We start from the raw sequence: 22210 nt of genomic DNA, 5'->3' as shown, positions 1-22210 counted from the left end.
TATTATTGTATCAATAATACGTCCTATTTATGAAAAAAACCTTAAGACCGTATGCGATCTTAAGGTTTTTCTAATTAAACTAAGCTATACGCACGTTTCGTTTCTTCGTGGAACTTATTCGTATCGTATTTATGCTCAACATAAATTTGATGCCATACCATAAACGCAAGTACAGTCCAAATTTTACGGCTATAATCGCCTTTATCTGCACAATGTGCTTCCAGTAAGTTTAATACATACTGTTTGTCGATTAAATGCTCTGTCTTACTCTCGTTTATAATATTGATAGCCCAATCATGCATTTCGTCTTTTAACCAGTGACGAATTGGTACTGGGAATCCAAGTTTTTTACGATCTAATACGTGATCTGGAACGATTCCGCGTGCTGCTTCACGTAAAATAGCTTTCGTAGTTCCGTTAGCAATCTTAAATTCAGTTGGAATTTTAGATGCAACATCGAATACTTCTTTATCTAAGAACGGTACACGAAGTTCTAATGAGTTTGCCATTGTCATTTTATCAGCTTTTAATAAAATGTCACCGCGTAACCATGTGAACATGTCAATGTACTGCATTTTGCTTACATCATCATAATCTTTAATTTCGTTATACAATGGTTTCGTGATATCCATATAGTTAACACTTTCATTGTAATACTTCATTAATTCAGCTTTCTCTTCTTCACGGAAGATTTTCGCGTTTCCATAGTAACGCTCTTCAATTGGCGTACATCCACGCTCTAGGAAACTCTTTCCTTTAAAGCCTTCTTTAAGAGCACCACTTAGTGCTTTTAGAACGCTCTTACCTGGGCTAGGAATGTAAGAGAACATTTTCAGTGAGTTTGGCTCACGATAAATGTTATAACCACCAAATAGCTCGTCTGCACCTTCGCCTGAAAGAACAACTGTTACATGCTTACGTGCTTCTTTAGCAACGAAGTACAACGGTACAGCTGCTGGATCTGCTAAAGGATCATCCATATGCCAAATGATTTTTGGGAACTCATCCATAAACTCTTTCGCTGAAATGAATACGTTATGGTTTTTAACGCCTAATTTCTCAGCAGTTTCTTTCGCAACATCAACTTCACTGAAACCACGTTGCTCAAAACCAACAGAGAATGTTAAAAGATTTGGATTCATTTCTCTTGCGATAGAAGCGATGATAGATGAATCGATACCACCAGATAAGAATGAACCTACTGGTACATCACTGCGCATATGCACTTTTACTGAATCATATAACACATCACGAATTGCTTGGATATGCTCCTCTTTCGTTGCACTTGAAGCATTGAAATAAGGTTTCCAGTAGCGATGGATTTCCATCTCTTTACCGATTTCTTTTACGAAATAATGACCAGGTTCGATTTTATTAACATCAATTGTTAATGTTTCTGGCTCTGGACCATATTGGTACGTAAAGTAATGTTGTAATGACGTTGGGTTAACGCCTTTATCTTCCATCACATGCATAATACTTTTCTTCTCAGATGCGAAGAATGTAGTATCACCTTGTTGTGCGATGTATAAAGGTTTAATACCGAAGTGGTCACGTGCACCGAAAAGTTTCTTTTCTTCACGATCCCAAATCATAAATGCAAACATACCACGAAGGTAGTCTACACATTTTTCTTTCATATGTGCATACAATGCAATGATAACTTCTGTATCAGATTGCGTTGCAAACGTTGCACCTTTTTCAAGTAACATTTCACGTAATTCTACATAGTTGTAAATTTCACCATTAAAAATAATTACATATCGATCATTTTCATAAGTTAGCGGCTGATGTCCTGCCTCTAAGTCAATGATACTTAAACGGCGGAAGCCAAATTGTACATGCTCATCACGAAAATATCCTTCGTCATCTGGACCACGGTGGAAAATCATCGTGTTCATATTTTCAAATTGATGTTTTTCTGTTTCTGAAAACTCTCTAGGGTTTTCACATAAACATCCTACAAAACCACACATACTTCTTACCCTCTTTCAGTTTTCATTCTGTTTCTATACTACTATATCAACCCTATTTATACTAGCATAATCAACTGAATATGGCGACCAAAAACTATAAAAAAATCACTCCATTTCACATTTTTAACAATTTTTTATGAAAACATGAAAATTAGGCAATCACCTTTCTCCGCTTTTGTCATATGATATTGCAAATTGATTTCTAGGAGGGAATACCATGAGTGAAGAAAAAAAAGACTCTTCTCGCCCACCGGTTCGCAATTATTTAAAGCAAATTGATGATTTCTTCGAGCAAACACCACTTCGCAATGTAATTGCTGATTTAAATCATTTTTTCCAAAAAGGAAATCGTTTATTAACATTCCCTGTAGATTTATATGAAGTTGGTGAAGAACTCGTTGTTACAGCTGAACTACCAGGTATACAAAAAGAACAAATTCAAATTGAAATACAAAATGAATACTTAAAAGTCTCTGTAAAAGAAGAGATACTGGAAGAAGAAGAGCAAACATCCCATAACTATTATCGCCGAGAACGTTCTATTTCAGAAGCATCCAGATTAATTAAATTACCGTACTCCATTAATAAAAAAGCAGCAAAAGCTTCGTATCAAAATGGCGTGTTAGAAATTCGGGCTCCAAAACTTCCACAGCAACATGACATTTTATCCATAGATTAATGTAAAAAAGAAGGGTGCTTTAATCTGCACCCTTCTTTTTATTCTGCTAATCGCTTCATATCACGTATAATGTCCTCATACGGCGTATTACTAATACCACTGTACTTTTTCATTACTTTTCCGTTTTGATCAATTAAATAAAATGACGTACCATGTATCACTTGACCATTTTCAGGTTTATCTACAAGTGATTGGAAATTATCTTTTGAAAACTTTGTAATATCTTCTAACGAATAACCTGTTAACAGGTTCCAGTTACTTGTATCTTCTGTAAACTTTTGAATGAAAGCTTTCAAGTTTTCTGGCTTATCAAGGTCAGGATCTACGCTAAATGATACAAACTGAACATCTAATTTCTCTTCCTTTGCCATTTTCTGTAATTTCGCCATATTAGCAGTCATTGGCGGACAAACTGTTTGACAGTTTGTGAACATAAAATCTGCAACCCAAACTTTCCCTTTTAAATCTTTTGTACCAAATGGCTTTCCATCTTGATTCGTAAATTGGAAAGTTTCTAAATCCCAATTCAATGGTTTACGAAGCTTTGAACCTGATCCACTACATCCAGCAAGTACAAAGAGACAAAATACAACCATAAGACCAATTACTTTTTGATAACGCTTCATTTATAAACCTCTTTTCTCTATCCTAAATTTAAATAGGTTATGTTTATCATAACAAAAGTTAACACTACGAGAAAATTGTTTACTACATTTGTTCACGAAATCGTACGAATTTACGTATGTTACTTCTTTATTTCAAGCGAATTACTAGACAAAATAATTTTTTTACTATTATTTCTCTAAATAATCGTCGCAAAACTAATTTTATTGTTATTTTTGTAAATGCATCTTCCTGTTTTTTTACAATTATTTAAACATTCATCCATGTTATACACTGTATTCCTTAACAACATTTCGGTACAATACAATTACAACGATTTTAAATGAGGTGATGTTCATGGCAAAGCGCTATGAAAATATGGATAATGTGAGTACAAAAAAATCAATTCGCTCTTTTATACGCTGGCGTAAAGAACGAAAGCAAAACAAAAAAGATTTTTCTTTCTTAGTAGAACAATCACCCGTTAAACAAAGTGCATTTTTGCAAAGTAATATTGAAAAAACGACTGTCACATGGATTGGGCATTCTACTTTTCTTATCCAAACGAATGGACTTAATATATTAACGGATCCAGTATGGGCCAATAAATTGAAGCTAGTCTCAAGACTTACTGAACCTGGTCTTTCTATACAAGAACTACCTAAAATTGATATTGTCCTCATTTCACATGGTCATTATGATCATTTAGATTTTTCAACACTTCGCCAACTTAATGATGACGTATTATACTTAGTACCCATTGGGCTAAAAAAATTATTTACTCGTAAAAAATTCAACAATGTAGAAGAGTATAAATGGTGGGAAAGTACGACTATTGATGATGTTTCCTTTCACTTCGTACCTGCTCAGCACTGGACGAGAAGATCATTATTTGATATGAACACATCTCACTGGGGTGGATGGATTATTAAAAATGACAATGTGGAGGAAACCATTTATTTTTGTGGAGACAGTGGCTATTTCCAAGGTTTCAAAGAAATTGGCAAACGCTTTTCGATTGATATTGCCCTTATGCCAATTGGAGCTTATGAACCAGAATGGTTTATGAAAATATCTCACGTTTCACCTGAAGAAGCAGTGCAAGCTTATTTAGATTTAAATGCTACACACTTTATACCAATGCATTACGGAGCTTTTGCACTCGCTGATGAAACACCTCGCGAGGCAATAACAAGGCTTCGAAATAATTGGAATTTACGTATGTTACCGTGGGAACAACTGCATGTACTCTTTTTAGGTCAAACTTTCATTTATAATAGCGAAACACATTATAAGAAAGTGAATGAAAAAATTGAAACGTTACATGTATAACGTAACTACTGATTTTCTATATTCAACATATAATATAGAAAATCATAAAGGGTGTTTTTTATGAATGAATATTTACAGACTCGCTATATCATTAGCGGGAGTGCCTGTATAGCCCTTCTTATTTCTTACTTTCTATTCACATAAAAAAGCTACTTGAAATAAATTTCAAGTAGCTTTTTTATTATTCTGCTAAATACATAAATCCGATTGCACCCGGACCTGTATGAGTACTAATAATAGGCGTTGTAAAGAAAATTTCTGATTTAGCAAATCCACTTACTTTTTCAACAGCCGCTTTTACATTTTCAGCTAAAGGAATTGCTTTCGCATGCGGAATTGCCACAGCTTTTACAACTTTTCCAGCTGTATCTTCCTCAAATAACTTAGCTAACGTTTTTACAATTTGACCTTGGCTACGCACTTTCGTTACAGGGTTATAAACACCCTCTTCAAGGCTAGCAATTGGCTTTATATTAAGTAGCGAACCGATAAACGCTTTTCCTTTACCGATACGCCCACCCTTCACTAAGTTTTCTAATGTATCTACTACTACATATAATCGAGTATTCTTCCTTACTTCATCTACACGTTTTAAAATTTCTTCTAGTGAGCGTCCTTCATTTGCCATTTTCGCAGCTTCAACTACTTGATATGCTAAAGCATGTGTAATAAATTGCGAATCAACAACTGTTACTTTTGTGTCGGTCATTGATGCAGCACTATTTGCAGTTGCCACAGTACCACTCATTCCACTTGTCATATGAATGGAAAGTACTTCACTTCCATCTTCCCCTAACTTGTCATACATTTCTACAAATGTACCCATTGCTGGTTGTGATGTTTTTGGTAGTTCCTCTGATTTAATCATTTCTTCAATAAATTCATCTGGTTGTAGATCAACGCGATCTAAATATGTTTGTCCATTTACAGAGATTGATAATGGTAGAACATGGATGTCATACTTCTCAATTACCTCTTGTGATAAATCTGCCGTTGAATCTGTTACAATTTTAATTTTTTGCATATTATATTCTTCCCTTTCCAATACGCTCTCCTTGTTATTATACTAGTATTCCCATTGCTTTCAACAATTTGAAACGAAATTTCATTAAATTAATTATATTTTTATATCTAAAATGAAAAAGACAGAGCTCTTAACCCTGTCCCCACTCTATATTATGCATTTTTTTCAAGAGTATTTGTTTTATATACATTTAAATAATCATTCCACTTCAAACAATTTTGTAAATATTCACGGAAAGAATACGAAAATCTTGGGTGCTTTTGTTTTTGAATTTTTGCAATAAATAATTGAAGACGAGACTGTATTAGAAACGATAATGGATGCTGCGCTTGTAGGACAGGGATTTCAAATATTTTAATACACTCCCCTGTTGAATGAGTGAAATAAAAACTTTTCGTAATCACAATATCAATCCTCTTTTTCATTGGATTTTTGAACTTCTTCTACTTTACGCTGTAACACGTTGTTTAAAGTGGCGACTCCTATGAATACAAAAGTATCCTTAGACAATCTCTGTAGTCCTTATGGTTAGAAGATTTATACTCTATTCATCTTCACCTAATCCATCCCCCACCCTAAATTCCTAATAAGATAAGGACTCGTTATCCGTATATTGCTTAATATATTCAGTATAAACTTATAAAAGCGCAAAGTTTGTCTAAATTTTGGAGATTCTATAATTTTTTTCTTCTCTATATTGTATACGTTTATAACTAGAGTATAACAAATAAATAAAAAAAGTGCCTTTATAACGAGGCACTTTTCGACTGAATTTCTTCTTCTCTTTTCTTTTTTCGCTTACTAACAATCTTTGATAAAGCGATACTAATTTCATAAATACAAATAAGCGGTACCGCAACTAAACTATGTGATAAAAAATCTGGCGGTGATATACACGATGCAATGATAATCAATGCTACGTAAGCATACCTTCTTATTTTTATTAGAAATTCCGCCGTCAATAGTCCAATACTCGTTAAAAACATTACTACTACTGGCAATTCAAAAATTACAGCAAATGGAACTGTTAAATTAAGAACAAAATGAAAATACTTTTCTGTCGTAAACATCGTATTAAACATTTCATTACCTATCGTAGTTAAAAAATGAAATAAAAACGGCATTACAACGAAATATCCAAAGCATAAACCTGCAATAAATAATATAGACAATACCGGTATATACATTAACGTCATCTTTTGTTCATTTGGATGTAAACCCGGTTTTACAAATAACCAAATTTGTATAGCAGCAAAAGGAATTGTGCAAACGATAGCAAATACTGTAGCAATCGAGAAAAAAATCCACAATACATCACTTGGACCGAGAACAGTTAATTTCATTGGTAAGTCTTTTACAAGCCAAAAATAAATATCCTTCGTAAAAGTAAACCCAACAATTAAAAATAGTACAAAGGATAACACGGTATATATTACTCGTTTGCGAAGCTCAACTATATGTTCTACTACACTCATTTCCCGATCTTCCATCTCGTTCACCACACTTTATTTATCCATTTCGAAGAAAATTCATTACATTTTTTCTTTCTTTTCCTTCTCTTGAAATGCATCATCAGTCAATTCTTTCGTTGATTTTTTAAATTCTTTTAACGTTTCCCCTAAAGCCTTTCCGATTTCCGGCAATTTTTTCGGCCCAAATAAAATAAGTACAGCTACTAAAATTAAAATTAATCCTGGAAAGCCAATATTTGAAAACATTTCTCCATCCCCTTTATTAGTAGATTCCTTGTCCTACTATTGCATAATTTTATTTTGTCAAAAAAGTTTGAAAACGTCAACAAAACCATTACCTTTTGTCAAAAAAATTCAAAAATATAATCAATTATACAAATTTCATTTTCTATTGCTCTTGTGTATGATATGGTAAGTGAAAAGACATATTATTTTATCCCGCTTTAACGGGTAGTAAGAACCATCACCTTAAAATTCAGTGCAAGCAAAGAAGTTACGTGGGGGGTGGGCTGCCCGTAAAAGCCCGATTGATTCAACTAATAATCAGTGGGGGGATGCCCCCCACTGATTAAAGTTTCACTTTATAATAGTAGAAAGGATTACCATTATGACTGAAAAAATGACACGAATGACACAATTTGTGAAAGAAGAAATTGCAAATGCAATTACACATGGTATCGGTGCCATTTTAAGCATCCCTGCCTTAATCATATTGATTATTCATGCCTCTAAACATGGTACCGCATCTGCTGTTGTTGCATTTACGGTTTACGGTGTAAGCATGTTCTTACTGTACTTGTTTTCGACATTGTTACATAGCATTCACCATCCAAAAGTAGAAAAATTATTTACTATACTAGATCACTCAGCCATTTATTTATTAATCGCTGGCACATATACTCCTTTTTTACTTATTACGCTTCGTGGACCATTAGGTTGGACGTTACTCGCAATTATATGGACACTAGCAATCGGGGGTATCATCTTCAAAATTTTCTTTGTACGTCGCTTTATTAAGGCATCGACGCTATGTTATATCATAATGGGATGGCTCATAATCGTTGCTATTAAACCACTTTATGAAAATCTAACTGGACATGGTTTTTCACTACTTTTAGCAGGCGGAATTTTATATTCTGTAGGAGCTATATTCTTCCTTTGGGAAAAGTTACCTTTCAACCATGCCATTTGGCATCTTTTCGTATTAGGTGGTAGTGCGATGATGTTCTTCTGCGTACTCTTTTACGTCTTACCTACAGCATAATAAAAAAGGTTTCAGCTTAATGTAAGCTGAAACCTTTTTTATTACTTATGTAATTGTGATGCGATAACATCCTGTGTATACTTCGTTAACTCTTTAATATCCATAGTCGCATACTCTTCAGGTGTAATCGGCTTAGAAATTGTTACTGTTGCACGAGCTCGCTTCATACGATTTCCATTTGCTTCAAACATTTTATATGTCCCATCTAATGTTACAGGTAAGATTGCTACACCAGATTTTACAGCAAGATGAAAACTCCCAGCCTTAAACTCTCCAATTTCGCCACCCTTACTTCTCGTTCCTTCAGGGAAAATTACGATAGAATGTCCATTCTTCAATAGTTCAATCCCATCTTTAATCGCTTGAAGTGACTGGCGACGATCGCTACGATCCATAAATACACAATTCATAAGTTCCATCCAAGTTGGTACAACTGGGAACTTTTTAATCTCTGCCTTTGAAACGAAGCCAATTGGTTTATTTAAATAACCTAGTAAAACAGGGATATCCATATTACTCTGGTGATTACTTACAACTAGTACCGGCTTATCTTTCGGAACATTTTCAAGTCCTTTAACTTCTACTGTTCCTCCAGCTACACGTACCATTTTCTTACCAAACCAATTTGTCGTTTTGTACACAGCATTATCTTTTTCTTGTGGCGACATCGTATTTACTTGTCTTTTAAGACGCCACATTCTCGGTGTAATCGCAATTACGATTAAAATTAAATAAAAGATTTTAAAAAACGTTTGAATCATACAGAACCCCCACCTATTATCATTCCGACCTTCATTATACTAGACAAACGAAGGAAAAAGAAGAAAAAATGTCCAAACAACAAGTGTTTGGACATTTTTAAGTATGATATATTAGAAACGTTTTGCTAATTCACGAGCATTAGCAATTGCTGCTTCTTTAATTTCTTGTGCTTTTTCAGGGTTTGCATTCATACCTTCAACTGCAATATATTCAGTATCATTTACACCGACAAATCCTAATACAGTTTTTAAGTGATTGCGTCCGAAGTCTACAGCTGCGTATGCTCCTTCAGAATATACGCCACCTGTTGCTTGAATGTGAAGTGCTTTTTTACCTTCTAACAAGCCAACTGGACCATTTTCAGTATATTTGAATGTTTTACCTGCGATTGCTACGTTGTCTAAGTATGCTTTTACTACTGGTGGGTAGCTAAAGTTCCACATTGGAGTTACAAATACATAACGATCTGCATTCATAAATGTTTCTAAGTTTGTGTTCATTGCTGCAACTTTTTGTTGTTGAGCTTCAGTTAAAGCTTCAAATCCTTCACCTGCTGCAAATTTACCCCAAGCAGCGAATACATCTGCATCGATTGCTGGTACTGTAGTATTGAATAAATCAATTGTTACAACTTCATCTTGTGGATGTTCGTTTTTATAAGCTTCGATGAATGCTTCCCCTACTGCCATTCCGAAAGAACCTTCTGCTGAATTTGGATTTGCTGTAATAAATAGTACTTTTGTCATTGTATTCTCTCCCTTTTCTACATTTTATCTTTAATTTGAGATTTATAATTTTAAAGTAAATAACTTACCTTATGTAAGTATAATACAAAAAGTTTCATTCGATGTCAATAAAAAATAGCTACTTTTTTTTCGTAAGTTAATGATTTATTTTGTTTCCTTAAAATTCAGTATATAGATATTAAGAATTCTTTCATAGAAAAAGGTTAGCTCTACAAATTATAGAGCTAACCTTTTATTACATATTATTTTTGAAATACATGTTTTACTTTTTCAGCTGGAATATTACTTCCGCCTCTACCTTTTACATCTTCAATCATCATAGTAATAACCATATCTGGTGAATTTAAATCAAATGCAGCGAACCAGCCTAGTTCTTTTCCTTCAGCCTCTTTTGATACTTTTAATTCCGCTGTACCTGTTTTTCCAGCAAGCGTCATACCATCAATTTTAGCAATTTTCCCAGTACCATCTGGATCGTTAATTACTTTTGTCATCGCAGTTTTTAGTATATCCTGATTGCCTTTTGAAATGACATTCTCTTTCCAAACTTTTGGCTGCTTATCTGTTTTAATAATGTATGGAGAAGGTATGTTTCCATCATTAACAATTGGTGCGTACGTTAATGCTAGATGGAGTGGTGTCATTAATACTTGGCCTTGTCCATAACCTGTGTCTGCCATTTGAATATCATTTTTAATACTATCATTTGCGATTTTAGAAGCTGGGAATCCATATTCAATTGGTAATTTCTCATCGAATCCAAATTTTTTCGCTTCACTCATAAATTTGTCTTTTCCGATTTTCAAAGCTTCTTGTGCGAAATAAATATTATCCGAGTATTTCATCGCCTTATCAAAATCAATCGGATTTGCATCTTTTACACGAGTTACATAATAATTACCCCAAGAAGAATCTTTTGTCCATTTTAATCCTTCAATTTTTAACTCTTCTTTTGGATCAATTGTTTTCGTTTCAAGACCGATTGCAGCTGTAATCGGCTTAAATACAGATCCTGGAACTGATAATTGTGTAAATCGATTTGTCATCGGTTTTTTCGGATCATTATTTACCGCATCACGTTGCGCTTTTGACGCCCCTCTTGTAAGGGTATTTGGGTTATAAGCTGGTGTGCTCACAAGTGCAAGTGTTTCTCCAGTCTTTGGATTAATTGCTGCACTTGATCCTACCTCATTTTTCATTTCATTATAAATTTCGCTTTGAACTGCACTGTCAATCGTTAAAGTTACATTTTCTCCATCAACAGCATCTGTTTTTGCTAAATTTTTAATTTCTTTTCCTTGTGCATCTTCTATGAAGACACGACCGCCTTTTTTACCGCGTAACTTTTCTTCCAGTACTTGCTCTAAACCAGCTTTACCTACTGGATCATCTGCTTGATAGCCTTTCTTTTGTAGCGTTTTTAAATCTTCAGCATTCACTTTTCCAATATAGCCAGTAAGATGTGCTGCTTCTTCTCCTAATGGATATGAACGAACATTGACTGGCTTTGTTGCAACACCTGGTAAATCTATGTACGTATTTTGAGTTGCTCCTTCAGGCAATATTCCCATTGGTACAAGGTAATTTGGTTTTACCCATTTCGCTGCTAGTTTTTGATCAATTTCTTCGACAGACATATTTAGCAACTTTGCTACCGTTTCTTTCGTTTGCGGAGCTGTATCCCCTAATTTTTCAGGAATCAATCCGATTTCAGAAGCTTTACCATTTACCGCAAGATATTTACCGTTACGGTCATATATTTCTCCGCGCTTCGGCTGCGTCGTTTGCATACGCACTTTACTATCTTTCGTCATACCTGGGAATATAAAATCAGGAGTCCAATCTACTTTCCAAGATTCTTTATCTCCATCTTTTTCTTTCACCATTTTTGCTTCATGACCAAAAGTGATTTTACCGCCAACTGTATCCATACTTACTTTAAAAGGAACAGGGCCTTCATCTTTTTTATCTTCTTTTACTTCCCCTGTTTCTACTTTTAAATCTTTCACTTCAATGCCAGAATAAATTTTTTCATATTTCTCAGTGAATTCTTTCTTTGAAATATCTTTTTTTGCCTTTTCTGATAATTGGTCATACATTTCTGCAAATTTTTGTTTATTCCATGCTTTTGCATATGTATCAAATGCTTCTTGTGGTTTTTCTTCTTTACCACATCCGACTAACATGAATGTTAAGCAAAGAAAAAGAATCCCCCATATTTTTCTCAATCGATTCTCCTCCTCTTTCTATCTTAATACTCTTGAAAATTTTAGCATTTTTACATGCTACCATTCATTATAGCACTATCGAATCTCATCTATAAACCTATATTAATGGATACAAATAAAAAGATTGATGCGAATATTCACATCAATCTTTTTATTATTGTTGCTTTTCATATACATGATAATAGTACGTATACGGATTTTTTTCATCCGTTAAACCTTTTTCAACAAAAATTTCTTTCCAATTTGTCATATCCATTTCTGGAAAGAATGTATCTCCTTCAAATGCATGATGGATTTTTGTTATATATAACTTATCTACATAAGGTAAAAAGAGATCATAAATTTGCGCTCCGCCAAAAATAAAAATCTCTTCTTCATTTTTGCATAGCTCAAACACTTCTTCTACAGAATGTGCTACTTCACAGCCTTCAACATGATACCCTTCATTACGAGTTACAATAATATTACGTCTTCCAGGCAGTGGTCTACCAATCGCTTCATAGTTTTTTCTTCCCATAATAAGCGAATGACCCATCGTTGTTTTCTTTACATATTGTAATTCACTCGGTAAACGCCAAGGCAAATTATTATCTTTACCAATTACTCGATTTTCGTCCATTGCGACCATAAATGAAACTATCATCTTTTCATCTCCTCTACAATTACACTGCAACCGGTGCTTTAATTGCTGGGTGTGGATCATATCCTTCAATCGTTAAGTCTTCCATTTCAAAATCAAACACAGATTTCACATCTGGATTTAATGTAAGTTTCGGGAATGGACGTGGTTCACGTGCCAATTGCTTTTCTACTTGCTCAAAATGATTCGTATAAATGTGTGCATCTCCAATTGTATGAACAAATTCTCCCACTTCAAGTCCGCATTCATGTGCAATTAAATGTGTCAGCAGTGAGTAACTTGCAATGTTAAATGGAATTCCAAGGAATATGTCACCACTTCTTTGATATAGCTGACAAGAAAGTTTGCCATCTGCTACATAAAATTGGAATAACGTATGACAAGGCGGTAATGCCATACTTGGTACATCTTCAGGATTCCAAGCAGAAACAATTAGGCGACGCGAATCTGGTGTTTTTTTAATCATTTCAATTACATCTTTTAATTGGTCAAGCGTCTCACCAGCTGTCGTTTTCCATGCACGCCACTGCTTACCGTATACGTCTCCTAAATAACCATATTTATTTGAGAAATCATCATCCTCTAAAACGTTCTTTTTAAACAATTCCATTTGCTCATCGTACTGAATCTTAAATTCCTCATCTTGTTGTGAGCGAAGACCGAAATCAGTCATGTCAGGACCCGTATACTCGTCACTTTCTACCCAACTCTTAAATGCCCATTCATTCCAAATGTTATTATTATGCTGCAATAAATAACGAATATTTGTATCACCTTTCATAAACCAAAGCAATTCACTTGCTACAAGGCGAAACGGCACTCTCTTTGTCGTTAATAAAGGAAAACCTTTACTTAAATCAAAACGCATTTGATATCCAAATACAGATACAGTGCCTGTCCCTGTACGGTCTTCTTTCTTCGTACCATGCTCCATTACATGGCGGCATAAATTTAAGTATTCATTTTCAGCATGTTTCATATGTAGAAAAACCTTCTTTCAATCTTATATGGAATTTATCATACCATGAAAAACAGTAAATTTAATCATCATAATCAATAAAAAATATTTCTATATTAACAGAATTCTACTGCTTTATATTTTTACAAAATGTAAATTTATAATCACCTGACCCTAAATCTCTTTCAATATTATGCTCTGCTTTCCAATTCATTTCGTCTATCCGTAATGTAGCACTCGTATTAGGTGGTACATATACATGTAAAGATGCTCGTTCCATTTCTAAACGCCACTCAATCTTAATTTCTCCATAAGCTGTTTCACGTTTCACTTTAATCCATTCTAAATTTGAATCAAAATGTGGTTGTACATAAAAATGTTTATATGCAGGTTTGGCTTCATCCACTTCTAATCCAACAATATAACGGTATATCCACTCAACGATAGAGCCATATGCATAATGATTGTAAGAATTCATACTATCATTCCAAAGTGTCCCATCCTCTTTCACGCCATCCCAATGTTCCCAAATCGTTGTGGCACCTTGTTTCACTTGGTATAACCATGATGGATAATCTTCATGAAATAGAAGCTTACAAGCAAGGTCATGACGGTTAAACTTGCTTAATATTAAATTTAAATACGGTGTTCCTATAAAACCTGTTGTTAAATGATTTTTATTTGCTTTTAAAAGCTCAATTAATCGATTAAATACTTTCTCCTTCACATTATCTTTCACTAGTTCAAAAAGAAGTACTAATATGTGGGCTGTTTGGGTATTTGAAATTAACCTACCATTCGGTGTAACAAATTCATTTTGAAACGCTTGAACAATATTTCTATGTAAATCTGCATAATACTTAGCATCTGTATTTTTACCTAAAATTTCAGCAATTCTTCGTAAAATCGATGTAGAATATGCATAAAAAGCCGTCGCAATAAAGTGCTTGTCTGTTCCGCCTTCAAATACATCTGGTTTCGTATCTAATGCGAGCCAATCCCCTAAATGATAGCCTGTATCCCATAAATACTCATTTTCACCTCGTGAACGTATGTAATCTATATACTTCTTCATACTGTCATATTGCTCTTTTAAAATGGATACATCTCCGTAATGTAAATACTGAACCCATGGACAAATAATTGCTGCATCGCCCCAACCGCCAGAAGTATGTAAATCAAAATCCGCTCTTTTCCCAAATGCATCTGGAATAACTAAGGGCACAGCTCCATTCACATTTTGATCTAATGATAAATCTTGGAGCCATTTTTTAAAGAACAATTGTACATTCATAATTTGTGTAGCCGCCCCAATGAACATTTGTGCATCTCCTGTCCATCCAAGTCGATCATCTCGCTGCGGACAATCTGTTGGCACATCAAAAAAGTTCCCTCTTTGAGACCATTCCACATTTTGATGCAGTTGATTGATTAATGGATTAGACGTTTTAAATTCAGTCGCTTTTTCCATATCTGTATGTAATACACCCCCTTCAAAATCTGCTATTTGAGGGGGCTGGGTTAATCCACTTATTTTCACATACCTAAAGCCTTGATAGGTAAAATGAGGTTCAAACGTTTCCTCTTCCTCTCCTTTTGCTATATACACTATTTTTTGTTTTGCCTTTCGAAGATTCCCAGTATAAAAGCTACCGTCTTTATTTAATATTTCAGCATGATGCAATTCTATCTTTTGTCCAGTATAAACATGACGGACTTTAAACCGAACCCAACCTACCATATTTTGCCCCATATCAATAAGCCATTCATGATTTGGTAGTTTTGAAATAGCGATTGGTTTTATAATTTTCATTTTACGAATTGCTTCATTTTCTTGTGCAACAATTATTTGTTTAGAATGCACAATTACTTCAACATCTTCTAGCACTTGTTCACTTTCTTCTAGCCTAGCGTCATAAACTTCTCCTTCATAAATTTCCGAATACAAAATAGGGCTTGGAGTTACTTTCCATGATTCATCTGTTACAATTTTTTCTTTCGTTCCATCTTCATATGTTATATGTATTTGAGCAATTATCGCACGTCTTTTCCCGTAATAATTACGTACATGCTGCATAGTAATCGGCCCTTTATACCAGCCGTTACCTACCAGAGTAGAAATATCATTATACCCAATCTTTAATACATGCGTTATATCATATGTTTGATACAATATCCTTTTATCATAACTTGTCCATCCAGGGGTAAAATAACAATCTCCAATACGCTCTCCATTTATAGAAGCCTCGTATAATCCTAAACTAGTAATATATAAACGTGCTTTTTTAACTAATTTTTTAATAGAAAAGCTTTTATTAAAAGACATTACCTGTGTGCGCTCTTTTTTCGCAGCAATCCAGTTCCCGCTCCAATTATCTTGCCCTTGTAATCCAGTCTCCCAAAATGCTACTTCTGACCAAGCTGACTCTTCTTCATGATTATCCCATGCCTTCACTCGGTAAAAATAGCGTGTTTCCGTACTATATGAAAACGAATTGATTGGTATATATAAACTTTGATCTGTCTCTACCTTCTGCGAATCAAATACTATAGTTTGAAACTCTCTATCCTTCGCAACCTGCAATTGATACGCAAGTTGTTTTGCATTTCGGTTACTCGACTCGAGTTGCCAACTAATTTTAACAACTTTCGAATCTATACCTATCGGATTATTTTTATTATCACAGAGCAATTTTTTTATTGTTAGCACACTTCTTCACCATCTTTTCTAAATCTTAATTTAAATTAATTATAATAAAAATAAAATTCTAAATAAATAATAACTTTATTCATCCTTACAAAATTATTAACTTTCCATAATTAAAAAGGTTTTCATTTTCTATTACCGAAAGTATAGTGCGGTAGAACAAAAATTATATTTGGAGGTTAAAAGTATGTCTAAAATTGAAACTCCTGTTATGACTTCTTTACAAACAACGGTTGAAAAAATGATGAAGGATTTAAATGTTCCGGGAGCTGCTGTAGCTATTATAAAAGACGGTGAAATGATTATTTCAGAAGGTTTCGGCTATCGTAATTTAGAGACAAAAGCCCCTGTTACACCGCGTACTTTGTTTGCAATCGGTTCCTCAACGAAAGCTTTTGGCACACTTTCATTAAGCTTATTAGCGCAGCAAAAAAAGTTTAATTGGGATGCTCCTGTCCAGTCTTATATACAAAACTTCTCTTTATCTGAACTACTTGCTAGCTCACAAGTTACCGGACGAGATTTAGCTTCTCATCGAACTGGCGTAAGCCGCCATGAGGCTCTTTGGTATAGCTCTTCCTTATCTCGAAAAGATCTCGTTGAAAAAATAAAGCATTTACCACTTGATGCACCGTTTCGGACTTCATTTCTATATAACAACTTAATGTATGCGACAATTAGCTATATTGTAGAAAACATCACAAATCAAACGTGGGAGCAATACGCTACAGAACATATTTTAGAACCTTTAAATATGAGACATACAAACTTCTCTGTTACCGATTCACAAACGACAGAAGACTATGCTTTACCTTACATTGAAAATGATGGTGAAATAAAAGAAGTTCCATTCCGCAACATCGATACAGTCGGTGCTGCTGGATGTATTAATTCTACAATTGAAGATATGGCAAATTGGGTACTTCTTCACTTAAACAATGGAAAATTTGGAGATCACGAATTAATCTCCTCTGAATTATTACAACAAATGTATACACCACACAATTCAATTCCAGATCAACCAGTTTTATCACTTCCTGAATCTCCATTAAATAGTTACGGCCTTGGTTGGTTTATAAGCGCTTATCGTGGTAATAAGGTGATTCATCATGGTGGTAATATTGATGGATTTTCAGCGCTTGTTTCTTTCATACCAACAGAAAACATCGGCCTTGTCATTTTAACGAATGCTGGAGGCACATTACTGCCTACTTATCTAGCTAATCAAATTTATGACGAACTACTTGAATTAGAATCCATTGATTGGCATAAACGTGCTGTAGAAGATACTGAAAAAATGAAGGAAATGATGAAAGAAGCAACTGAATCCATTCCAGAACAAATTAAAGGGACTACACCTTCTCACAAATTAGAGGATTATACTGGTACTTTCGAACATCCTGCATACGGAACATTACAAGTATACAAGCGTGATGATTCATTATTTGTGCAATTCATGGAAATGGACATTCAATTAACACATCATCATTACGACATCTTCTCTGCAAAAGTTGACTTATTCCAAATGAAAATGAGTTTATTATTCGCTTATGAAATGAGTGTGAGTGGTGAATTTCCATCCCTTCAGTTACATGTGCCAGCTACACTTAGTACTCAGCCACTTGTATTTAAGAAAACAAAATAAATATTTTAATAGAGGGACGATAACTCTTCCCTCTATTCCCCTTTTCTCTATGCAAAAAGGATAATACATAAAGGATACCGAATTCTATTATTTATCTAATTAAATTATCTGGAGGAAAAGCTATGTACACAGAAATTTTTAAAGAAGTTGTTTCGATTACTCATCACGATTATTCAGGCTGTATAGATAAGAAAGGATGGGACGATCCCACTACTTATTTACATTCAATCGAGAAACTAGAGAAACAAGGAGAACTAACACCAGTACGCTTTACTGAAATTGTAAATGACTACTTACTAGACTATAAAGACAATCATATGTTTTTCAAAATTAGCACTAGCGATCAACCTCTTAACAACGTGGGCTTCCAAGTGAAAAGATACGAAGATCGCTTATATATTACATCTACTTTAGAAGAAAAAAGAGTAAAAAAAGGACAAGCTATCCTTGCATTAGACAATATGAAGATTCCTGATTTATTAATAAAATATAAAAAGTATTTAAATGAGAATTCATATGAACGTGAAAAATGGGGATATGTTTTATCAAAGTTTTCAAATTGTACACTTATAGATGAAAATGGATTGCCCCAAACAATTACTTTACAAAAATATAAACAGAGCAAATATACACCTATATATTCAATAGAAAAATGTAATAAAAATACACTCTTAATTACTTTGACAGACTTCGCAAATGCTGAAGCTATCAATACATTATTAGACTCACACAAAGATGAGCTTAATGCTTTTCCGAATTTAATTATAGATGTGCGATTAAATCGTGGCGGAAGTGATGATGCATTTTTCAACCTACTTCCTTACTTATTTGAAGACAAAGAAATTTCTCTTTTCTATTCTTCAGAAACAATGCAATTAAATCATACAGAACGAAACTTTCATTTACGTATGAAAGACATGAAAATGGAAATGGAAGATTATGATTCTTTAGACGAACTTTCCAAATTATTCACTAATATGTTTATTCAAGATTTAAAAAAGAATTATAAAAAAGGATTCGTTACATTTAATACTTCTAGTTTACCAAAAGAACTTCAATCATTAAAAATACATGGACGAAAATCACCTAGTAAAGTAGTCATATTAACAGATGTTACATGTGGGAGTTCTGGCGATTCTTTTGTAGAAGTTGCAAAAAAACCATTGAAAGTAAAAGTAATAGGTCGTCCTACTGCTGGTGTAAATGATTATTCTAATTTAGCAGTAATGGAATGGGCTGATACATTCGCTCTTTATTATCCTACTTCACGACTTTCTATTATAGATAAAGGCGAAGGAATGTCCGGAATTGGTATACAACCACATATACATATTCCGTGGACTCCGGAACATATACAAGAAGATATAGATGTAAAGTTAGCATTACAACTACTTCAAAACGAAGAATGGTAAAAAATAATAGGTAGGTGTGAATCACACCTACCTTTTCTATTTCATATCAATCTTTTCTGGTTGAAACCAAATTGGCTTTAATAACTCAAAGTTTTTATGATCTTCTAAAACGATAGTAAGGCGTTCTAACGTATCATCTAACATATGCGGTGCTGCTCGTAATGACCAGACAACTGATGAGAAAACTGTCATACCTACGTACACCGCATATAATTTCCAAAACTCCTTTGGTATTATACCATTAAAGTATCCTTCTATTTGTCCGATTGAATACGGAATACTAATGTCTCTTGCAAATAGTGCAATTTTTACGAAATCATGAAGTGGATCGCCCCAATCATAACCATTAAAATCAACAACACCTACATATTTCCCATCCCTTACAATTATATTTTCTAAATGAAAATCATCGTGTTGAAATCGATTTGGGCGATTCTTTAAGTATATTTCATTTTCATCGATAAACTTAATGATTTTATCATCATTTTTTATTTTTATTCCGCACGTTTTATATGCCTCTACATATTTTTGATGTTTTTTCATTGCTCTTTCATACCATGGAAGAATATCCTCAGGAGCTTCATATGTATGCATTTTTGCTAAATCTTTCCCTGCCTCTATACCAATCTCATATTGTTCTTTTGGCGTATATGTAGGCAACAACTTTTTCGCATCTTCCCCCTCTATATATGAGAAAATACTATATACACCTTCTTCTTCCAATATACCTATTTCAATCGGCCTTTGCGCCTTTACGTTACGTTTTACCATTTCATTTAAAATTTGAAACTCTATTTTCCTTCTTTCATACTCTTGTACATCGCCAATCCGTACCATATATTTTTCATTATTAATTGTCGTAACTATATATTTCCTATCAGGTGAGAAACCTTTAGAAATTTCTTCAATATTCGCTGCATCTTTTACTATTTGTATATTGTTTTGCCATGTTGCAATTGTTTTCATGTATATTCCTCCTTACATTTCTACATTTGGTGTGTAAGCCACTTCTATAATAAACCCATTCGGATCATAAAAATCAATCGTATAGTACCCTTCCGAATAATGATTCATTTCCATCGGACCACGTATTATCTTTATTTTCGTGCTAGAAAGAAATTCTGCTACCTCATCAACTACTTTTCTATTAATAGCTTGGTAACAAATATGTCTTGGTCCTAAAGTTCTTACGATTTCTTCATCTACTTCTTTAAAATATATTTCACTTTCTCCTGTGCTATATGCTACTTCATTTAACTTTCTCCAGCCAATTATAGAAAATAACATATCATAAAAAGAAATGGACTCCTCTAAATTCGCTACCCAAAATTCAATATGATGAATACCTGCTCGAAGTGCATTCATATTAAGAATACGCCCCTTGTACTACTTGCACAATTTCCATCGGTGTATTCACCATATAATCTGGTGCATCTTTTTTCACTGTTTCAATAACATCATACCCCCAAGATACCCATATTACATTCACCCCAGCCTTTTTACACGCTGCTACGTCTCGTTGTTCGTCACCGACGTATAACATATCTTTCTCTGTTATTTTTTTCGATTTTAAAAACCTTTTTATCATTTTATCTTTACCAAATAAATTTTTAGAACAATACACTTCTTGTATATTTTCTATATCATTATTGTGTAAAAATGCCCGAATGTGCTCTTCTAAGTTCGATGAGATGACTGCAATTCCGTAGCCTTTTTTATGTAGTTCATCTAATACTTCTTTCATCCCATGGAACAAAACGAAATTTTTTATAGCAGGCTGATATAATTTATAAAATTCCAACGCTAATATCGGTAGTTTATACAGTGGTACATTAAGTTGTTTACATCTCTCTGGCATCGTTAATTTACGTAAATGTTCAATTTCGTCTTCCTTTACTGCTTTATACCCATGTTTTTCAGCAAGTTGATTATAAATCGGTACAAATATATTTTGTGAATCTACTAATGTGCCATCAAAGTCAAAAACAATATATTTTTGCATTCCCATACTCCCTTTGCCTCTTTTTCTAAACCTATCTTATTCAACAACATAGTCGTCTTACCCTTCTATAAACATAAAAAAGAACAAGATTTTCTCTTGTTCTTTTTAAGAAAGCCACTTTGGCGGTACATTCGTATTCCAATAAATATTCCCTAACTCATGGTGTCCAGAGTATCCATCATCAAAACGGTGGTAGTGGAAATTAAAATAATACCCATCTTGCGGTGGATGATCTCTTCTTACGTGGAAACGCAATAAGTCATTTCCTGTTTTCGTATCGTAAACGTGAAAAATCTTTTCATTATTTCCACCAGCTGGTTTTTGAGAAATCGCTAATGATTGTAGCGATTCTTCTGGCACATCATTTGCTAGTTCAGCAATTGCCTCTTCAATTTTTGGTAGTATTACATCCTTAAACTCATCTTCAATTACTGGACCAATTTTAGTGCCAAACTTTTGCATCGACTGCTTCTCTGCTTCTTGCATTGCGTAAGTAATAAAAGTATCGGTGGTTAACCTGTCATTCGTTTCTTCATATGTATAGGACGTACTCTCCAAATTTTGTTGCCCAGCTGTGCTTGTAGGCTTGTCCGCAGCTTTGGCATTATCAAGCAATATGGAAGGAGGCGTCACTAAACCAAATGTAAATACGGTAATTAATGCGACTAAGGTTTTTCTAAACCAATTTGGCATGTATGTTTCCTCCCCTTTCACTCATTATATTTTATATAACGGTTGTTTTCTCTATTATACAAAATGA

At 34.0% G+C, this 22210-nt stretch carries 21 protein-coding genes; 5 read left to right on the top strand and 16 right to left on the bottom strand.

Annotated features, from left to right (window positions below; genetic code table 11):
- Positions 1-74 precede the first annotated feature (74 nt).
- Entirely contained in the window at positions 75-1976 is a 1902-nt protein-coding gene (gene asnB, locus MR070_RS13445; protein ID WP_000333816.1) for an asparagine synthase (glutamine-hydrolyzing), read from the bottom strand.
- A 217-nt stretch (positions 1977-2193) separates the two neighbouring features.
- Between asnB and MR070_RS13440 the strand changes: the two genes are divergently transcribed.
- Positions 2194-2655 carry an Hsp20/alpha crystallin family protein gene (locus MR070_RS13440; protein ID WP_001288082.1) on the top strand — a complete coding sequence of 154 codons (462 nt, stop codon included), beginning with the start codon at positions 2194-2196 and terminating at the stop codon, positions 2653-2655.
- A 38-nt stretch (positions 2656-2693) separates the two neighbouring features.
- Here MR070_RS13440 and MR070_RS13435 read toward each other — a convergent pair whose 3' ends face one another.
- The gene (locus tag MR070_RS13435; RefSeq protein WP_000833353.1) at positions 2694-3281 is read right to left on the bottom strand and encodes an SCO family protein; all 588 of its coding nucleotides are present in this window, start codon (positions 3279-3281) and stop codon (positions 2694-2696) included.
- Between the two features lie 334 nt (positions 3282-3615).
- Here MR070_RS13435 and MR070_RS13430 point away from each other — a divergent pair, with 334 nt between their 5' ends.
- A complete protein-coding gene (locus MR070_RS13430; RefSeq protein WP_046197521.1) occupies positions 3616-4590 on the top strand; it encodes an MBL fold metallo-hydrolase in 975 nt (324 codons plus the stop codon).
- 181 nt (positions 4591-4771) lie between these two features.
- Here the strand turns inward: MR070_RS13430 and MR070_RS13425 are convergent, their stop codons facing one another.
- The 4 genes from MR070_RS13425 to MR070_RS13410 all read right to left on the bottom strand — a co-directional run bounded on the left by MR070_RS13425 (position 4772) and on the right by MR070_RS13410 (position 7332).
- The gene (locus MR070_RS13425) at positions 4772-5614 is read right to left on the bottom strand and encodes a DegV family protein (RefSeq protein ID WP_041184214.1); all 843 of its coding nucleotides are present in this window, start codon (positions 5612-5614) and stop codon (positions 4772-4774) included.
- Positions 5615-5766: 152 nt separating this feature from the next.
- Positions 5767-6018 carry a DUF2535 family protein gene (locus MR070_RS13420; RefSeq protein ID WP_000629015.1) on the bottom strand — a complete coding sequence of 84 codons (252 nt, stop codon included), beginning with the start codon at positions 6016-6018 and terminating at the stop codon, positions 5767-5769.
- Positions 6019-6360: 342 nt separating this feature from the next.
- Complete coding sequence (tatC, locus tag MR070_RS13415; protein WP_000390139.1) at positions 6361-7104, bottom strand: twin-arginine translocase subunit TatC; 744 nt, start codon at positions 7102-7104, stop codon at positions 6361-6363.
- A gap of 42 nt (positions 7105-7146) precedes the next feature.
- Positions 7147-7332, bottom strand: coding sequence for a twin-arginine translocase TatA/TatE family subunit (locus tag MR070_RS13410; RefSeq protein ID WP_000492443.1), 186 nt, complete (start codon positions 7330-7332; stop codon positions 7147-7149).
- 361 nt (positions 7333-7693) lie between these two features.
- On the opposite strand from MR070_RS13410, the gene trhA reads away from it, so the two are divergent.
- On the top strand, positions 7694-8350 hold the full coding sequence (gene trhA, locus MR070_RS13405) for a PAQR family membrane homeostasis protein TrhA (protein ID WP_000136894.1): 657 nt from the start codon (positions 7694-7696) through the stop codon (positions 8348-8350).
- A 41-nt stretch (positions 8351-8391) separates the two neighbouring features.
- Here the strand turns inward: trhA and MR070_RS13400 are convergent, their stop codons facing one another.
- The 6 genes from MR070_RS13400 to MR070_RS13375 form a co-directional block, all read right to left on the bottom strand.
- Positions 8392-9111: a lysophospholipid acyltransferase family protein gene (locus MR070_RS13400; RefSeq protein WP_000616585.1), complete on the bottom strand. Its 720-nt coding sequence runs from the start codon at positions 9109-9111 to the stop codon at positions 8392-8394.
- A 111-nt stretch (positions 9112-9222) separates the two neighbouring features.
- Positions 9223-9858, bottom strand: coding sequence for an FMN-dependent NADH-azoreductase (locus MR070_RS13395; protein ID WP_000170021.1), 636 nt, complete (start codon positions 9856-9858; stop codon positions 9223-9225).
- 242 nt (positions 9859-10100) lie between these two features.
- On the bottom strand, positions 10101-12086 hold the full coding sequence (gene pbpC, locus MR070_RS13390) for a penicillin-binding protein 3 (protein WP_070805916.1): 1986 nt from the start codon (positions 12084-12086) through the stop codon (positions 10101-10103).
- Positions 12087-12240: 154 nt separating this feature from the next.
- Complete coding sequence (locus MR070_RS13385) at positions 12241-12729, bottom strand: dihydrofolate reductase (RefSeq protein ID WP_014893782.1); 489 nt, start codon at positions 12727-12729, stop codon at positions 12241-12243.
- Positions 12730-12748: 19 nt separating this feature from the next.
- On the bottom strand, positions 12749-13705 hold the full coding sequence (locus MR070_RS13380; RefSeq protein ID WP_044792536.1) for a thymidylate synthase: 957 nt from the start codon (positions 13703-13705) through the stop codon (positions 12749-12751).
- 106 nt (positions 13706-13811) lie between these two features.
- The gene (locus tag MR070_RS13375) at positions 13812-16394 is read right to left on the bottom strand and encodes an alpha-L-rhamnosidase (RefSeq protein ID WP_242261464.1); all 2583 of its coding nucleotides are present in this window, start codon (positions 16392-16394) and stop codon (positions 13812-13814) included.
- A 184-nt stretch (positions 16395-16578) separates the two neighbouring features.
- Between MR070_RS13375 and MR070_RS13370 the strand changes: the two genes are divergently transcribed.
- The gene (locus MR070_RS13370; RefSeq protein ID WP_139895498.1) at positions 16579-18036 is read left to right on the top strand and encodes a serine hydrolase; all 1458 of its coding nucleotides are present in this window, start codon (positions 16579-16581) and stop codon (positions 18034-18036) included.
- A gap of 122 nt (positions 18037-18158) precedes the next feature.
- Positions 18159-19448: a S41 family peptidase gene (locus MR070_RS13365; protein WP_242261463.1), complete on the top strand. Its 1290-nt coding sequence runs from the start codon at positions 18159-18161 to the stop codon at positions 19446-19448.
- A 36-nt stretch (positions 19449-19484) separates the two neighbouring features.
- On the opposite strand, the gene MR070_RS13360 is transcribed toward MR070_RS13365, so the two are convergent.
- The 4 genes from MR070_RS13360 to MR070_RS13345 form a co-directional block, all read right to left on the bottom strand.
- Entirely contained in the window at positions 19485-20414 is a 930-nt protein-coding gene (locus tag MR070_RS13360; protein WP_000848234.1) for an aminoglycoside phosphotransferase family protein, read from the bottom strand.
- 12 nt (positions 20415-20426) lie between these two features.
- On the bottom strand, positions 20427-20813 hold the full coding sequence (locus tag MR070_RS13355) for a VOC family protein (RefSeq protein WP_242261462.1): 387 nt from the start codon (positions 20811-20813) through the stop codon (positions 20427-20429).
- A 1-nt stretch (position 20814) separates the two neighbouring features.
- Complete coding sequence (locus MR070_RS13350) at positions 20815-21450, bottom strand: HAD family hydrolase (RefSeq protein WP_041184213.1); 636 nt, start codon at positions 21448-21450, stop codon at positions 20815-20817.
- Positions 21451-21555: 105 nt separating this feature from the next.
- The gene (locus MR070_RS13345; RefSeq protein WP_001134414.1) at positions 21556-22143 is read right to left on the bottom strand and encodes a YpjP family protein; all 588 of its coding nucleotides are present in this window, start codon (positions 22141-22143) and stop codon (positions 21556-21558) included.
- Between the last annotated feature and the right edge of the window lie 67 nt (positions 22144-22210).

Source organism: Bacillus cereus group sp. BfR-BA-01453 (assembly GCF_022662915.1).
Taxonomy (GTDB): domain Bacteria; phylum Bacillota; class Bacilli; order Bacillales; family Bacillaceae_G; genus Bacillus_A; species Bacillus_A paranthracis.
The sequence above is the reverse complement of the archived record's forward strand: the minus strand, read 5'-3'. Positions and strand labels throughout refer to the sequence as shown.

Excerpts from the sequence above, each read along its gene's own strand:
- MR070_RS13355 (WP_242261462.1), bottom strand. The coding sequence starts at position 20,813 with ATGAATGCACTTCGAGCAGGTATTCATCATATTGAATTTTGGGTAGCG.
- MR070_RS13400 (WP_000616585.1), bottom strand. The coding sequence starts at position 9,111 with ATGATTCAAACGTTTTTTAAAATCTTTTATTTAATTTTAATCGTAATT.
- MR070_RS13350 (WP_041184213.1), bottom strand. The coding sequence starts at position 21,450 with ATGCAAAAATATATTGTTTTTGACTTTGATGGCACATTAGTAGATTCA.
- MR070_RS13435 (WP_000833353.1), bottom strand. The coding sequence starts at position 3,281 with ATGAAGCGTTATCAAAAAGTAATTGGTCTTATGGTTGTATTTTGTCTC.
- MR070_RS13365 (WP_242261463.1), top strand. The coding sequence starts at position 18,159 with ATGTACACAGAAATTTTTAAAGAAGTTGTTTCGATTACTCATCACGAT.
- tatC (WP_000390139.1), bottom strand. The coding sequence starts at position 7,104 with ATGGAAGATCGGGAAATGAGTGTAGTAGAACATATAGTTGAGCTTCGC.
- MR070_RS13345 (WP_001134414.1), bottom strand. The coding sequence starts at position 22,143 with ATGCCAAATTGGTTTAGAAAAACCTTAGTCGCATTAATTACCGTATTT.
- MR070_RS13440 (WP_001288082.1), top strand. The coding sequence starts at position 2,194 with ATGAGTGAAGAAAAAAAAGACTCTTCTCGCCCACCGGTTCGCAATTAT.
- MR070_RS13410 (WP_000492443.1), bottom strand. The coding sequence starts at position 7,332 with ATGTTTTCAAATATTGGCTTTCCAGGATTAATTTTAATTTTAGTAGCT.
- MR070_RS13395 (WP_000170021.1), bottom strand. The coding sequence starts at position 9,858 with ATGACAAAAGTACTATTTATTACAGCAAATCCAAATTCAGCAGAAGGT.
- MR070_RS13360 (WP_000848234.1), bottom strand. The coding sequence starts at position 20,414 with ATGAAAACAATTGCAACATGGCAAAACAATATACAAATAGTAAAAGAT.
- MR070_RS13385 (WP_014893782.1), bottom strand. The coding sequence starts at position 12,729 with ATGATAGTTTCATTTATGGTCGCAATGGACGAAAATCGAGTAATTGGT.
- MR070_RS13370 (WP_139895498.1), top strand. The coding sequence starts at position 16,579 with ATGTCTAAAATTGAAACTCCTGTTATGACTTCTTTACAAACAACGGTT.
- MR070_RS13380 (WP_044792536.1), bottom strand. The coding sequence starts at position 13,705 with ATGAAACATGCTGAAAATGAATACTTAAATTTATGCCGCCATGTAATG.
- MR070_RS13425 (WP_041184214.1), bottom strand. The coding sequence starts at position 5,614 with ATGCAAAAAATTAAAATTGTAACAGATTCAACGGCAGATTTATCACAA.
- trhA (WP_000136894.1), top strand. The coding sequence starts at position 7,694 with ATGACTGAAAAAATGACACGAATGACACAATTTGTGAAAGAAGAAATT.
- asnB (WP_000333816.1), bottom strand. The coding sequence starts at position 1,976 with ATGTGTGGTTTTGTAGGATGTTTATGTGAAAACCCTAGAGAGTTTTCA.
- MR070_RS13430 (WP_046197521.1), top strand. The coding sequence starts at position 3,616 with ATGGCAAAGCGCTATGAAAATATGGATAATGTGAGTACAAAAAAATCA.